Raw genomic sequence first — 14,830 nt, forward strand, 5'->3', positions numbered from 1 at the left:
AATTAACTTAAAGGTGCTTTTTTTTATAAAAAAAAGTAAAGTGGTTAAACTATTTTAACAACAGGGTGCACTAAATGAAGAAAAAAATAATGCTCATGAGCAAACATTTGCTGATGTTGTTTTGTTTTTTTATTAGCACCTCAAACTCAATTTTTGCACAGCAAATTGATAGTGAGCAAGTTAAAGCCGCTTATATTTACAATTTTATTAAACATGTTAGCTGGCAAAATGAAAATAACAAACAGCAATTTGTTGTTGGTGTTTATGGTGATGATATCTTTGCTGCCTTGCTTAATAAAACTTTGGCTAAGCGTGTCATTAGAAACAAGCCAATCAAAGTTATTGTCATAAAAAATATCGAAGCGGGTAAACAAACTGACTTGTTTTTTACTGCGGCCAATACCAATACTGAAATAGCCGATATTGCTGCCATTCTTCGCAGTAGCAGCACACTTTTGATTACTGATAACAGTATTGATAAGCATAATGTGATGATCAACCTAGTTAACGATGTTGAAAATTCTGCGATAGATTTTGAAGTGAATAAATCAAATATTGTCTTTGAGGGTTTGGTGATGTCTGCTGAATTATTATTGTCAGGTGGGACTGAACTTCAGGTGGCTACCTTGTATAGAGAAACAGAGTTGGCATTACAAGTCATTAGGGCGCGTGAAGCAAGGTTGAACCAAAAGTTAACCGATCAAGAAAATCAAATATCCTCAGCAAAAGAAAAGCTTAATACCTTAAATAAGAATTTAACACAGCAAGAAAAAATGGCGGGTAAGCGTCAGCAAGAGCTAAATATCCTAAAAATAGATACTGAACAACAGCAACGCTCGATAAAAACCAAAGAGCTGCAATTACAGCAAGTAGCAACCCAGTTAAAAGTAGCAAAAAAAAACTTAGAGAACCAACAAAGCTCGGTTGTCAATAAAGAACAAGAAAATAGGGCTATGGCTGAAAAAATATTGACTAATAAAGATATTTTGCAACGGCAACAGCAACAAATAAGTTTTCAAGGCATGCAATTAAATAAAAAAAATGAAGAGTTAGAAAATCGCGAAGAACGCATTGATAAACAGCGACTTTATTTGATTGTAATGGCTTCTTTTCTTACCCTGTTAGTGTTGATTTCAGGATTAGTGGTTGTACTTTTTGTTAAAAATAGGCAGACAACACGAACATTAACTCGTACGCTGGAAAATTTACAAAAGATGCAAAAACAATTAATTCAATCTGAAAAAATGGCGTCGTTAGGCACCTTAACTGCAGGGGTTGCCCATGAAATTAATACCCCGCTTGGTATTGCAGTAACATCAACAAGTACAGCTTTAGAAAGTACTCTCAAGATTCGTAAAAACTTTGAAACAGGCAACTTAACCCGCACGGCAATGCAACATTACTTTAGTGGTATGGAGAAGGCTTCTAACTTGAATACTAACGCTTTAGAGCGTGTTATTGAGTTGTTGAATAACTTCAAGCAAGTCGCAGCCGATCAAATGGTGGGAGAAGAGCGAGAAATTGATTTAGTCAGTTATATTGAAGAGGTCATGTCTACGTTATCGGCAGAAATGAAGCGCTTTAGAGTGAGTTATCAATATAGCGGTGAAAGTGAATTGAAAATAACCACCATTCCAGGAGCGTTAGCGCAGGTGCTAACAAATTTAGTCACGAATGCGTTAAAGCACGCTTTTGAAAATAAAGCACAGGGCAATATTGCTATCAACTTAACGAAAACCCAAGACGGTCATGTTGTTATCGTCTTTAAAGATGATGGCCATGGCATGACTCAACATGTGCTAGATAATATTTTTGAACCTTTCTTCACCACCAAAAGAAATTCTGGCGGTACTGGCTTAGGAATGAATATTGTTTATAATATTATATGTCAAAAACTACAAGGCAATATCAAAATTAAAAGTAAACTAGCCCTAGGGTCTAGTTTTCAGATTACCCTGCCAATAAAGCTTAAAGCCAATACTTAACTTAACTAAATCACATGGTTTTTAAATAGTCTCTACAGCATTACTAACAGTTAAAAACTACAAAGTAAGATCAAAATTAAACTAGCACTAGGGTCTAGTTTTCAGATCACCCTGCCAATAAAGCTTGAAAGTAAACTAGCACAAGTTTCTAGTGTTCAGCTTACTCTGGCAAAAAAGCTTAAGGCCAGTACTTAACCAACCTTAGATATAATCCCGGTAATACAATTAACGGCTTAATCCTTCATTCAATGCTAATTTACGTTTTTCATTTCTGGCTTTTAGTGAGTCAAGGCTATAAATAACTAAAGCTAACCAAATCGCAGCAAAGGTGACTAATTTAGCAGGTTGCAATGTTTCTTGATAATAGAAGGTTGCTAAAAAAAACATAATACTGGGTCCAATGTATTGAAAAAAACCTAGCGTTGATAATGTTAATCTCTTTGCCGCAGCAGTAAAACATAACAGTGGCGCTGTAGTAACTACGCCAGCAGCGATCAATAGCAGGTTTAAATTTGAGCTATTTTCAAACATGTTAGCGGTATTAGTATTAACAAATAACAACCAATAAACAATCGCGAGCGGTAGCATCATGCTTGATTCAATTAATAAACCAACAAAAGAATCAAGGTGCATTTTTTTACGTAACAAGCCATAAATACCGAACGTTCCAGCAAGTGCTAATGAAATTACCGGTAATGAACCTAATGCAACCAGTTGAATTAACACGCCACATAATGCCAGCGCAACGGCAAACTTCTGCATTTTTCGCAAACGCTCACCTAAAAAAATAACACCGAGTGCGACACTAAATAAAGGATTGATAAAATAACCTAAACTCGCATCTAGTAGATGATCATTATTTATCGCCCAGATGAATAAAAACCAATTTACTAATAGAAAAGTAGCGGATAAGGCAAGTTTAGCCAATAACCTAGGTTGTTTGAGTGTATCGATTAATACCCGAAATCTTTTACTGATGATAACGATTAGAAATAACAGTAGGCTCGACCAAATAATACGATGAACCATAATTTCATCAGGGCTGATAGAAGAAATTAATTTGAAATAGATGGGCGCTAAACCCCAAAGCAGATAAGCACTAATCGCGTTAATTACGCCATTACGGTCTTTGTTATCAGTTACAGTCATGATTTTCAGTAAACTTTAGCAGCAAAAATAAAGAGCCGAATTATAACACAATGATTTTAATTTCAGCGCTTTACTTGTTCGATAACCGCAAACTGTCGGCTGTATATTGATAATACTTTTGCTAACGTTATTCACTTTAATTAGCTAATAACTACTCATTTACAATGAATATCTGTTGTACGTTTTTAAATAGACCTGAATCTAGCTATCGTATGAACACAAAGCCAGCACTTTAAAAATTAACGGGTGAATATTAACCAACTAGATAAGTACCGGTGCCAAAAGCAATGTGGTCACCTTTTTCGTTATGTAATTCCATGCGAGCAACCGCGACTTTATTGCCACTACGAATAATATGAGCTGTAGCGATAAACTCCTCACCACGACCTGGTCGTAAATAATCGGTACGCAGATCTATCGTTCCTAGGCAGCTCAAACTTTGTTGAATTGTTGTTGGTGTTTTGTGCTCAAGTTGTTCAATCATATTCGCTGCCACAACAACACCACCGGCAAAATCAAGGGCTGATGCAGTGACACCACCATGTAGCGTTTTCTGTAATGGGTTGCCCATTAACTTATCTTGCCATAAAAAACGTACTTCAGAGGTATTACAATCAAATTTACTAACGGTTAGGCCCAGTAATTTATTAAAGGGAAGGTTGTGTGACCAAAAATGAGTAAGTTGCTCAATCATTTGTTTTTCATCTAAATTATTTGTCATAATCCTTCCAATTTAACCAGCAGATTTTTCTAACTGGTCTAATGTCTTCATTGTAGCTTAGCACTTATCTTTCTAAGCATTCAATAAATACTAAAATAGTGCTCTCGACTTTTTTTGTGGCTGGGGTAAAATAACAATAATTGTCGTTTAATAAAGTTTACTCCGTTGCTAAAAGCCCCCCCCACAGTCTCACAAGCTCAGCTTGAAGATGCGTTAAAGCATCATTTTGGTTATCAAACTTTTCGAAGTGGACAATTAGAAATTATTCAGCAATTATTTCAAGGTCGAGACAGTTTAGTACTTATGCCAACGGGTGGTGGTAAATCGATGTGTTATCAACTGCCTGCCGTATTATTACCAGGAATAACCATCGTTGTTTCACCCTTAATAGCTTTAATGAAAGATCAAGTTGATGGTTTGACTCGACAAGGTATTTCAGCGGCTTTTGTTAATTCGAGTTTAGATCAAGAAACAATCAATGATATTTTTGAGCGTTTATCTCGTAGTGAGCTTAAGTTGTTATACATAGCTCCAGAGCGCTTAAAAAATTATTATTTTATGCAACGCTTGGCAAGCATACAGATAAGTTTATTTGCTATTGACGAAGCACATTGTATTTCACAATGGGGACATGATTTTCGGCCGGCATACACACAACTTCATACAATTAAACAACGATTTCCATCGGTACCGGTTATGGCGTTAACAGCAACTGCCGATGTTACAACCCGAAGAGATATTCTTCTTCAACTCGCATTGACTGATCCTTATATTCATCTTGATAGCTTTGACCGGCCTAATATTCGTTTTACCTTAGCGGATAAATATAAGGGCGATCACCAGGTGTTACGCTACATTAAAAAGCGTGGTGATGATTGCGGCATTGTTTACTGTAGTAGCCGCTGGCAAGTTGAGAAATTATCTAAAATGTTAGCAAGTGCGGGTATAAATTGTTCTGCCTATCATGCTGGCATGGAAACAGAGATGCGCAATATTGTCCAAGACGGTTTTGCCAAAGATAATATTCAAGTGGTTATTGCCACCGTAGCTTTTGGATTGGGCATCAATAAATCAAATATCCGCTTTGTGATTCATTTTGAACCTCCAAGAACACTCGAGTCATATTATCAAGAGATTGGCCGTGCTGGCCGAGACGGTTTAGCGGCAGAAGCGTTATTTTTGTATGATGAAAAAGATGTAGAACGCATTACCAAGTATATAGCTGATGGTGATAATGAAGAAAGGGTGAACGTTGAACAACAGCGTTTTCAAGCGTTAAAAGGTTTTATTGAAGCTCAAACCTGCCGTCGACAAGTTGTACTTAATTATTTTGCAGAATTTACCACTAAAAAATGTGGTAACTGTGATATTTGTTTAGATCCACCCACTCAATTTGACGCTACTGAAGCGGCACAAAAAGTCTTATCTTGTGTGTTTCGTATCCAGCAACAAGGTGATATTGAACATGTTGTGCAAGTGCTCAGAGGGGAGTTAACCGAAAAAGTTAGGCAACTGCAGCATGAAAAAGTGTCAACTTTCGCTATCGGTAAAAGTAAAACTCCGGGATATTGGTTTGCTATTATTAGACAATTGATTCATTTGGGATTTTTACAGCAAGATATTTCTCAACAATCTGCGTTATTTTTAACACAAGCATCGCGCTCGGTGTTGAAAGGGGATGAACCCTTAATGTTAGCTTCACCAAGGTTGCAAAAAGCGAGTTATTGGCAACAAGATAAAACCGATAAACGTTATGACCGTGTCTTATTTGTTAAATTAAGAAGTTTGCGTAAAACGATTGCAGATGCAGAGGATATTGCGCCATTCATTGTTTTCAATGATGCAACGTTGTCAGAGCTTGCGCGTATAAAGCCAAAAACATCACAACAAATGCTAAATATTAATGGTATTGGTGATACAAAACTTGCCCGTTATGGACATGACTTTTTGCAAGTTATTCAACAGCATAATGCTTAAAAAAAAACGCTCAATTGAGCGTTTTTTAATATTATTTTTGATGAACCAGGTTCAACAATAACTACTGAGTTTATTTTAAACTAGCGTAATAAGCCGAAATATTTGCGATATCTTCATCACTTAAACCCATAGCCATAGGTCCCATAACAGGATCTTTACGTTTACCCGCTTTAAAGTCTTTCAACTGTTTAGCAAGATAAGCTTCTTTTTGACCAGCAAGGTTTGGGTACATAGGTACCGCAGAGATACCAGCAGCACCATGACAAGCAGCACACATACCAGTTTTTGCTTTACCAGCAGCAGCATCACCAGCAAAAACAGGAGACGCCATCATTAAAGTAGCAGCAACAGCTAAAGTAATTTTTTTCATAAATTATTTCTCTCTTAGTCGTTAGGAATTTTACACTGCATTCAGTATATGAGAAAACAAGGAGGCTGTCGTCGACTATTTTTAGCTAAGCACTCGCAATGTAATCTTCTTTGATTTACCACCGAGTATATTAAGATTATTACCGATTATATTGAGTAAAGTTGGGCATACTATCACTGATATTATTTATTGAAATGAAAATATCAGCGAGAGAAAAATGTCATCAAGCAAAAAGAATCTTGTTGAGCGATTAAGAACTTAATGTATTATTTTTTTTGTATAAATCGGGTAGTAACAGACGTGATTTTTTTAAGATACTGCTGGCATTTTCAGCAATATTAAAGGTGTCTACACCAGTAGACAATGTCATTTGAGGTAATCTAATACCAGACTTACTACTAACAAAGCGAAGCTTTTCAACGCCATGTGTTATTTTACTGGCAATTTCTCGAGCACTTTCTTTGTCAATATCAGGTAACAGAATTAAAAATTCATCGCCACCTGAACGTATTGGTAGACCGCTGCCATCAACATAACTACTCACTTTACTGGCTATTTTTGATAAGAGAACATCACTTATTAAATGACCGAATTGCAGATTAACTTCTGAAATTTGATCAACACAGACGACAATTGCGGCAACTTGCCGACTTGGATCTTCTGTTAGCCATAAATCTAAATGCTTAGACATAGCTTTACGATTATAAAGACCGGTAAGTGGATCCATGTAAATTTCTTCACGTACTTCTTTTAATTCAACTTTTAACGCCTGGGTCTTTTTACGGGTAAAAGAAATATGTTCAGCAAATTTTTGTTGGTGTAGTTTAAAGGCTTTAGATGCCTGGCGAATACTATTTACCGCAACGACTATTTTTTCTTTATCGGCAGATTGTAGATCAGAAATATTGCTGTCTAGCGTGGTAATAAGTTTATTAATACTCTGCGATGATTTTTGGCTGTTTTTTTCAACATGGGTGACAACGTCATCAAGGTCGTCAATGAGTTCATCTCTGAATTTACTTTGGCCTAAAATGAATTGACGATAGTTTTCTTCAATGAAAAAATCATCAAGCTTTTTACCCGTGGCAAGTTTATTTTCAATGGCAGTATTAAGAAGAATGTTTTTTTTATTAATATATTCGTAGCTAACTGAATAATTAATTGGGCTGACAGGTAAAAACCATCGCTGTAATTGTTTTACGGCCATGTTCATTTTTAGTTCAGCTTGTTTTATGGAATCATGATACTTCATTGTTCCATCTCAATTTTTACACCCAATTAACAATATCAATAGACCATTTTCTAGTATAAACAAGTAAAGTACCACATATATTTTTTGTCTATAAAAAACATATATTTAGTTATATAGTATTTTAAATGAAGGTAATATATGACAGAAAATAATTAAAAAGAAGGGAAGGACCGCAAAGTATACCGAAAGCAAACTGTTCAAAATAAAGACAAGCCCCCACTATATCTATACTTGGCAGTTCCGCTATCCTAGGTTTCCCCTTAGACCGGTAACTTTGCGTCTCTAGCTTTCACTAGATTTGCCCTTTTCGAGTTTTAGAAACTCTAAATTCATTATAAGCGTTGAACTATGCTTGTAAACCTTTATTATGAATAATTTGTTGAACCGTAACGAAAGCCTATAAGTAATAGATAAATTTATAGGTTATGGCTGATCACTCTACTGATCATTAGATAAAGGATTTTAGTTAATAATGCCCTGTAAACTGTTGTTGATCCTTTGTTTTTTTATAGCCCCTTTATTTTGTTTTGCCAATGATGCTTTAAACGTTGAGCAAAACATTAAAGATGTTGAACGCTATTTTTTACAAGACGCTGAAAACCTTCCCTACGAAGAGATCATTACACTTTCAAAAAAAATTTTGGGGTCTCAAGAAAATTATACCGTCCAAATTCGTGGGAAAACCTTCATCCTTCTTGCTGATGTTGCCAATAATAAAGGTGAAAATAGCGAAGCATTTCATTTTGCGCAAGATGGAATTTCTCTGCAAGGACTCGAACCAGCCATAAAGTTTAATTTATTACTGAAAGTTGCAGATGGCTATTTTTTACAGGAGAAGTATGAGCAAACTCAAAATATAGCAACCAATGTCATTTTAATGGCAGATTCTCCACAAGTGCTAAAATATCGTTTAATTGCTTTGAGTTATCGAGCTGTTACCTATGCGTTGCAAAATAAAAACGATTTATCGATGAATGATCTTAATCAAGTTAAGGTGCTGATTTCGGTAAATCCTCAGTATGAGGATCACCTTTGTCTTTTAGAAATTTTAGCAACGGCATATTATTATTTAGGCGATTATCAAACATCGCTAACCATGCAAAATAAGCTATTAACGTTAAAATTTGATTTAGACAAACTGGCTAATATTGACCAAACTTATTTACACTTAGGCCGTGCTTATTTTCAGTTAAATTTATTTGATGATGCTTACAATGCTTTTTGGGAAGCACAAAAACACGGCAAAAATAAAAATGCTCCAATTAGTGCTGCCTATGCTGAATTAGGATTGGCAGAGGTGTTATTAAAGCAGGGAGAATTTAGTGACTCACATAATTGGCTATTATCAGCCAGTGCTACATTTAATGAAAAGAGCTTAAATAAGCCTTATTTAACCTCGTTAATTCTATTAGCAGAGACCTCAAGTCTATTAAACAATAAAGCTGTATATCAACATTACCTTCAATTAGCTGAATTAACTGCTAAACACATAAAGCTATCAAAAAAGCAGGCTAAATTATTACTTTTATTAAGTCATATGTATCAGCAAAACGGTGATTATAAAAATGCGTTAATGGCCCATAAAAATTATCTTGAATTACTTCAACAGTTTCAGAAAAAGGCTGAGCCCTCATTAATTATTGACTCCAGTCAAATGTTAAGTGCAAATGATAAAAGTCGAAATTTAATCCTGAATCTCGCTGAACAGAGTAAGTTACAAACTCAATTCAGTGCAAAATTTATCGCGCAAAAAGAGGTTATATATTTATTGATTGTGATCGTTATTCTATTAGTCATTACGTTGGTTTTTTTTGGATTAAGACAAAGAACGTTGCGCTTAAATCAAGTATACGATGAAGTGGAACAGCCATTATCTTATTTGGTAACGCCCTCCCAAACGAAAAGAAATTATCAAGTGAATTATAAAATGGCGAGGAAATACGACTATCCCTTAGCGATTGGCTACTTATCAGTTGTTAACTGGCAAGAGCTTACCTTTCACTTTAATGATAAAATTATGCTCGAAGTTTCAAAAACATTAGCGATCTTACTTAATGAGTCAAAAGGTGAATTTGATGAAGCGGGTACTATTAACGATGGTGAATATTTACTGATAGGTCCTCACCAAACTCAAGCTGAAATAGCGATTAAGTTAAATAGTTTAGCTAACGCAATTAAACTGAGATTCTTCGCCAATTTAGGTGATTATTCACTTAAAATTGGCTACGCCTATGGATCACCCACAGCACAAGATATAGACCCTTACATATTTTTATCGCGTTTAAGTGAAACCACTAAAGCGTAGTCAATATTACTTTTTATTTTAATAGGTTTAATATGATTTTTGTATTGTCCATTGCTGCTATTTTTGTAGCTTTGAGTATTTATTTTTATTTTCGAGCGGAAGTTCTACAACGCGAATTATTTAGTGTGAAAAAAGAGCTCAGTAGTAGTCAGAAAGAAAATAAGTTTTATATAGACTCTATGGCAATAATTGCCAAGCGACACGAAGATTTTGTTAAAAATCGATTACAAATAATTAAAAATTGCCAGGCATTAGAACCTGAGACGATTGAAATTATTTCACCACTGGTTAATAACTATGCCGCGATTTTTATTGAGTGTTTAAAAGGAAAAGGCAAACTGCAGTCAATCACTAAAAAGTGTTATGGAAATTTTGACGATGACGCTTTTAAAAGGTTCGTGGCGCATGTTGCTAAGCAAGATTCCAGCGTAAGACGTATGTGGTCAAGTAATAATTTAGCGGGGTATATTTCTTTAATTGAAGCTTTATTACTGACTAAAACTAAAAAAGATGCCTAATAGGGGCATCTTTTCATGTATCTCTGAAAGTAGGCTAGGTATATGCCTTTAATCAAGGATGAATAACTAAGGACGAATAATTATACTTGGTGTTGAGTCTACTTCACCTTCACCGTTAATGGTTGCTGTTTTACCATTGCATTGTAATATGGCTAAGCTGCCGTTATTGCTATTTCTAATAAAAGATAAGTCGTAACCAAACTGAGTCATGCTACTGGCGGCAAATTTTTGTGCAAGAGAAAGCCTGTCCCATAGCGACTGTTCCTCATTACTACCTTGCCTTCTTTCTAACAATACTTCTCTTTCTAATAGCGCTTCCATTGAGATCTCTTCGTATTTTTAGTCAATAATTTTCTTATTCCCTAGATACTACCTTGCAGCGTATGAATTTTCAACAATTTTAAAATGTCGCTAAAGATATAAATTATAAATATGCTATAGTCAAAATTTTATATCAGTGAGTGCTAAATATTATGAGTCAAGTGTTGGATGATTTATCTTCATTATTAGAATTAGAGGTAATCGAACAAGGAATTTATCGTGGTCAAAGCCAAGATTTAGGCTTTCGTGCGCTGTTTGGTGGTCAAGTAATGGGACAAGCTGTTTCTGCCGCTCAAGAAACAGTTGATTCAGCACGTAATGTTCACTCGCTTCATTCTTATTTTCTACGTCCAGGTGATGCCAGTAAGCCGGTTGTTTATGAAGTCGAAAATATCCGTGATGGTAAAAGTTTTAGCACCCGGCGTGTTAAAGCAATTCAAAACGGTAAAGATATATTCTATATGACGGCCTCTTTTCAACAATATGAAAAAGGCATTGAGCATCAAGATCTTATGCCCGATGTACCCGCACCTGAAGATTTAGCGTCTTACACAGATTTCATTTTCGACAACCAAGATAAAATACCTGAAGAAATTAGAGGTAAATTTTTAGCTGAAAAGCCCATCGAAATGCGTCCTGTTAAACCTTATAATTGGCTGCAACCCGAAAAGACAGCACCTAAGTCTCAGATGTGGATAAAAGCAAACGGCACCTTATCTGATGATTTACGTATTCATACCTATATGCTGGCTTATACTTCTGACTTCTTGTTTTTACCAACGGCTTTATTTCCACACGGCTTGAGTCATTGGCAACCCAATTTACAGATTGCCACGATTGACCATGCCATGTGGTTTCATCGCCCATTTCGTTTTGATGATTGGCTGCTTTACGTTATGGATAGTCCGTCAGCAAGTGGCGGTCGAGGCTTAGTTAAAGGGCAAATTTTTAATCGTCAAGGACAGCTTGTTGCCTCAACGATGCAAGAAGGCGTAGTTCGTCAACGTTAAAGTTGTCGACTCGAGCGACTTTTTTGCCAGTCATAGCCGGTAGGATGTTGAAAAACACGTAAACTGAATACCGGCGCCATAGCGAATAAATGGTCAAAAATATCGGCTTGTATACCCTCATAATTCTTCCAGTTTTGGTCATTACTGAAACAATATATCTCCAGCGGTAAGCCTGAGTCGGTTGCCGCTAATTGCCTGACCATACAAGTCATCTCATCATGTATTTTTTCATGTTTAGCTAAATAAGCGGTAATATAAGCGCGAAAAGTTCCGACATTGGTTAACTGCCGGCTATTAACATTATCGTTAGATAAATTAGCCGTTTTTAAACTCGTGGTGATTTCATCAGATTTTTGCTGTAAATAATCTTTTAATAAACTGATTTCTTTAAGTTTTTCAATCTCAGCACTTTGATAAAATGAAATACTGTTGATATCAATAATAATGCTACGCTTAATGCGTCGACCACCTGAATTGAGCATGCCTCGCCAATTCTTAAATGAGCCGTTTATTAAGGCGTACGTAGGAACAGTTGTCACTGTATTATCAAAGTTTTTTACTTTAACCGTATTTAAACCAATCTCAATAACATCGCCATCAGCACCATAATTAGGAATTTCAATCCAGTCACCAGGCGCGACCATTTTGTTTGCTGATATTTGAATACTAGCGACTAAACCTTTAATCGTGTCCTGAAATACTAATAATAAAACAGCAGTTAATGCACCTAAACCACTAAGTAAATAAATAGGTGACTTATCTAAAATAAATGAAATAGATAGAATCGTAGCAACCAAATAAATAACCAGTTTTATCACTTGTATCGTTGAGCTTAAGGGTAAGTAGCGGTCACGCGCAGTATTTTGATAGAGACTTCTAATGACGTTTAAAATAGCACTAATAGAACGTGCAATTTGAAAGCTGAGAGCTATTTTTACAAAAACCACTAAAACGGCGCCAAGTAATGCTTGTTCGGGCAGTAAAATAGGCGTTAAAAACAGCAGTACGAATAACGGAATTAAAAAAGCGAAGCGAGAAAAAACATTATGCTCTAATAAAACATCATCCCAAGTATTTTTTGTTCTGCTGACCATTTTGTTAACAAAAGCTAATACCTGATATTTTGCGAGGTAGTATCCCAATGCTGAAATGACAAAAATGAGCATGCAACCAACAAAAATGGTGGCCATCGCTAAATACGCTTCGGCGATACCTTGGTTAGTTAACCATGTGCTAATGAGTTCACTCATTCTTTAACTAGACCTCTCTTGTGTAACAATGCATAAGGTGTTGATATTAATGCAAATAAAATTGTTACAGTTTTTCATTAAATTTTCCTTAGTTTTTAGACCTATATTTTATTATGTTATGACCACTCTAAGCACATCCAGTAAAGGCTTAGGGTTAATATAACATAGCGCTACATGTGGGAGAGTAATAAAGTCTCATACCAAGTATCAAAGTATTATACCAAGTATCAAAGTATTATACTGAGTAATAAAGATTCATACTGGTTTTAATGAAAAATCCGAAATTGTCAGCTTTTTCGAAGCTTAGACTGACACTATCTTTAGCATATTAATGATCACTTTGTGCGCTAAGCGGAAGTTAGCTTCAAAATATTTGCGATATATTTTCTAATCAATTATTCGTGTCTTATTACTGAGAAGTCTTAGTAATAATCTAAAAACACCCAGATGATATCCTAATCCATTGATTTTATGTGTAATAACCTCGAATTTTATATTGGATATTACTGCGAAGTCTCAGTAATATCCAAGTTCTGACAAAAATATAAAATTTGTATTTCCTAAAGCTATGAAATTATGGGATATTAATGTCAATTAAATAATATTTATGGGACGGACATTACTGAGAAGTCTCCATAATAAACTGTTATACAAATTAGGGCAGAGTATGTTTAAACTGCAGAGAACTCATTTAAAATTTCCTAAAATTATAGGTTTCGTATTTGTTTGTATCGGTGTTTTAATTGGATACCCAGCCCTTGAAGTTGTTCTTGACCCTAATTCTACAGTTATTGTTAATGATATCGTAAGGCAGGATATGGAGGCTAAAATATTTACTTTACTTATCCCTATTTTATTAATTATTGTAGGTGTGGTTTTAAGTTTATCCAATGGTAGTTCTATCTCAAGTTTCAATAAATTAAGAGATGAAATCTATTCTGGTATTTTTGGCAAATAATTCGTATAACAAGCCACTCAAGCAGGACAAATAACAGTTGGCTTTGTTCGCTGCGCTCTCTATTATAGCCAACTATCATTTGCCTCTTAGTGGGGCGTTATGTACATATCGTATGAGTCACTTGATAGTGAATGTGACAAGATATCTGATCATACTAAATTTAATAAGGATGTTTAATGGAAAAGCTTAATGTTGTATATGCAGTAATTATAAGTACTTTAGTTTGCTTAGGTGGATATTTGTACAATGATTTAATGTCAGAAAAAGTTACTGTTAAATTACTGGAAAAAGAAAAAAACGAATTGAATTTAATAATCAATGATTTGAAAAAATTAAATAAAAAAAACTCAATTAAATTAGAGCAGTCAAATATACTTCTCAGTAATCTGCAGAATGAATTTCTTCTATTTAAAGGAATGCTAATCGTAGCAAAAACTGATTTAAAGGATTCTGAGAAAGTCGAAGCTATTGATGTTTTAGTAAAAGAAGAATCTCTATCTGAGGATGAGATGGTGAATTTACAGGCTTTTTCAAAAAAAATTATTGATGAAAGTAATTATGACTCTCGCCAAGATGTTGATGAAGAGTTTGAACAAGAAGAAGTTGACCATGAATGGGCTTATGAATACGAACAAAATGTTAGAGAATTAGTTCAGAATGATGACAAGTATGGATTTGATATACAGTCCCTTTCTTGTAAAACTACAGCGTGTAAATTAAAAATGACAGCAGATGAGTCTAATAGTATGTATTTAGGCGCAATGCTTTCAAAAGTTATTCAAGAACAAAGTTGGTATGATAAAAATGATAGCATTAATTTTAATCCAGTAGTTACTGATGGACAAATAGTCGTAACAGTTCATAGAGATTTTTCGGGTCAATAAAATGTACATAACAACACGCCCTGAGGTGGACAACTAGTAAAATTTAGCTATTTATTGCAAATTTTAACAGTGGCGATCCTCTTCGGTTTAATGCTTCTAAATATTTTGATTCGTTGTAGGGCATCTTCGT

At 35.0% G+C, this 14,830-nt stretch carries 13 protein-coding genes and 1 riboswitch; of the genes, 7 read left to right on the forward strand and 6 right to left on the reverse strand.

What is annotated here, in order from left to right:
* The first annotated feature begins 74 nt into the window (after positions 1–74).
* Complete coding sequence (locus tag H4J62_RS16055) at positions 75–1,985, forward strand: YfiR/HmsC family protein (RefSeq protein ID WP_182217129.1); 1,911 nt, start codon at positions 75–77, stop codon at positions 1,983–1,985.
* A 225-nt stretch (positions 1,986–2,210) separates the two neighbouring features.
* Here the strand turns inward: H4J62_RS16055 and rarD are convergent, their stop codons facing one another.
* Both rarD and H4J62_RS16065 read right to left on the reverse strand, forming a co-directional pair.
* On the reverse strand, positions 2,211–3,134 hold the full coding sequence (gene rarD, locus H4J62_RS16060) for an EamA family transporter RarD (protein ID WP_182217127.1): 924 nt from the start codon (positions 3,132–3,134) through the stop codon (positions 2,211–2,213).
* A gap of 253 nt (positions 3,135–3,387) precedes the next feature.
* Positions 3,388–3,855 carry a thioesterase family protein gene (locus H4J62_RS16065; RefSeq protein WP_070375365.1) on the reverse strand — a complete coding sequence of 156 codons (468 nt, stop codon included), beginning with the start codon at positions 3,853–3,855 and terminating at the stop codon, positions 3,388–3,390.
* Positions 3,856–4,020: 165 nt separating this feature from the next.
* On the opposite strand from H4J62_RS16065, the gene recQ reads away from it, so the two are divergent.
* Entirely contained in the window at positions 4,021–5,832 is a 1,812-nt protein-coding gene (recQ, locus tag H4J62_RS16070) for a DNA helicase RecQ (protein WP_182217126.1), read from the forward strand.
* Positions 5,833–5,902: 70 nt separating this feature from the next.
* Here recQ and H4J62_RS16075 read toward each other — a convergent pair whose 3' ends face one another.
* Together H4J62_RS16075 and H4J62_RS16080 are read right to left on the reverse strand one after the other, a co-directional pair.
* Entirely contained in the window at positions 5,903–6,202 is a 300-nt protein-coding gene (locus H4J62_RS16075; protein ID WP_182217124.1) for a cytochrome c, read from the reverse strand.
* 250 nt (positions 6,203–6,452) lie between these two features.
* Entirely contained in the window at positions 6,453–7,454 is a 1,002-nt protein-coding gene (locus H4J62_RS16080) for a GGDEF domain-containing protein (protein WP_182217122.1), read from the reverse strand.
* Positions 7,455–7,684: 230 nt separating this feature from the next.
* Positions 7,685–7,767: riboswitch (cyclic di-GMP riboswitch) on the reverse strand.
* 159 nt (positions 7,768–7,926) lie between these two features.
* Here H4J62_RS16080 and H4J62_RS16085 point away from each other — a divergent pair.
* On the forward strand, positions 7,927–9,759 hold the full coding sequence (locus tag H4J62_RS16085) for a hypothetical protein (protein WP_182217120.1): 1,833 nt from the start codon (positions 7,927–7,929) through the stop codon (positions 9,757–9,759).
* Positions 9,760–9,791: 32 nt separating this feature from the next.
* Positions 9,792–10,277 (forward strand): hypothetical protein, encoded by a 486-nt coding sequence (locus H4J62_RS16090; RefSeq protein WP_182217119.1) that lies wholly within the window; start codon positions 9,792–9,794, stop codon positions 10,275–10,277.
* Positions 10,278–10,343: 66 nt separating this feature from the next.
* Here the strand turns inward: H4J62_RS16090 and H4J62_RS16095 are convergent, their stop codons facing one another.
* Entirely contained in the window at positions 10,344–10,598 is a 255-nt protein-coding gene (locus H4J62_RS16095; RefSeq protein WP_070375371.1) for a hypothetical protein, read from the reverse strand.
* 152 nt (positions 10,599–10,750) lie between these two features.
* On the opposite strand from H4J62_RS16095, the gene tesB reads away from it, so the two are divergent.
* Complete coding sequence (gene tesB / locus H4J62_RS16100) at positions 10,751–11,608, forward strand: acyl-CoA thioesterase II (protein WP_182217117.1); 858 nt, start codon at positions 10,751–10,753, stop codon at positions 11,606–11,608.
* Here the strand turns inward: tesB and H4J62_RS16105 are convergent.
* The gene (locus H4J62_RS16105) at positions 11,605–12,858 is read right to left on the reverse strand and encodes a mechanosensitive ion channel family protein (protein ID WP_182217116.1); all 1,254 of its coding nucleotides are present in this window, start codon (positions 12,856–12,858) and stop codon (positions 11,605–11,607) included. The genes tesB and H4J62_RS16105 overlap by 4 nt on opposite strands.
* Before the next feature lie 667 nt (positions 12,859–13,525).
* Between H4J62_RS16105 and H4J62_RS16110 the strand changes: the two genes are divergently transcribed.
* Together H4J62_RS16110 and H4J62_RS16115 are read left to right on the forward strand one after the other, a co-directional pair.
* Positions 13,526–13,816, forward strand: coding sequence for a hypothetical protein (locus tag H4J62_RS16110; RefSeq protein ID WP_182217114.1), 291 nt, complete (start codon positions 13,526–13,528; stop codon positions 13,814–13,816).
* 176 nt (positions 13,817–13,992) lie between these two features.
* Entirely contained in the window at positions 13,993–14,700 is a 708-nt protein-coding gene (locus H4J62_RS16115) for a hypothetical protein (RefSeq protein WP_182217113.1), read from the forward strand.
* The last annotated feature ends 130 nt before the right edge of the window (positions 14,701–14,830 follow it).

It is taken from the genome of Colwellia sp. BRX8-5 (assembly GCF_014077325.1).
Taxonomy (GTDB): domain Bacteria; phylum Pseudomonadota; class Gammaproteobacteria; order Enterobacterales; family Alteromonadaceae; genus Colwellia_A.

Coding starts and splice junctions, on each gene's coding strand:
- rarD (WP_182217127.1), bottom strand. CDS start 3,134: ATGACTGTAACTGATAACAAAGACCGTAATGGCGTAATTAACGCGATT.
- H4J62_RS16055 (WP_182217129.1), top strand. CDS start 75: ATGAAGAAAAAAATAATGCTCATGAGCAAACATTTGCTGATGTTGTTT.
- H4J62_RS16115 (WP_182217113.1), top strand. CDS start 13,993: ATGGAAAAGCTTAATGTTGTATATGCAGTAATTATAAGTACTTTAGTT.
- H4J62_RS16075 (WP_182217124.1), bottom strand. CDS start 6,202: ATGAAAAAAATTACTTTAGCTGTTGCTGCTACTTTAATGATGGCGTCT.
- H4J62_RS16065 (WP_070375365.1), bottom strand. CDS start 3,855: ATGACAAATAATTTAGATGAAAAACAAATGATTGAGCAACTTACTCAT.
- H4J62_RS16110 (WP_182217114.1), top strand. CDS start 13,526: ATGTTTAAACTGCAGAGAACTCATTTAAAATTTCCTAAAATTATAGGT.
- H4J62_RS16085 (WP_182217120.1), top strand. CDS start 7,927: ATGCCCTGTAAACTGTTGTTGATCCTTTGTTTTTTTATAGCCCCTTTA.
- tesB (WP_182217117.1), top strand. CDS start 10,751: ATGAGTCAAGTGTTGGATGATTTATCTTCATTATTAGAATTAGAGGTA.
- H4J62_RS16095 (WP_070375371.1), bottom strand. CDS start 10,598: ATGGAAGCGCTATTAGAAAGAGAAGTATTGTTAGAAAGAAGGCAAGGT.
- H4J62_RS16090 (WP_182217119.1), top strand. CDS start 9,792: ATGATTTTTGTATTGTCCATTGCTGCTATTTTTGTAGCTTTGAGTATT.
- H4J62_RS16080 (WP_182217122.1), bottom strand. CDS start 7,454: ATGAAGTATCATGATTCCATAAAACAAGCTGAACTAAAAATGAACATG.
- H4J62_RS16105 (WP_182217116.1), bottom strand. CDS start 12,858: ATGAGTGAACTCATTAGCACATGGTTAACTAACCAAGGTATCGCCGAA.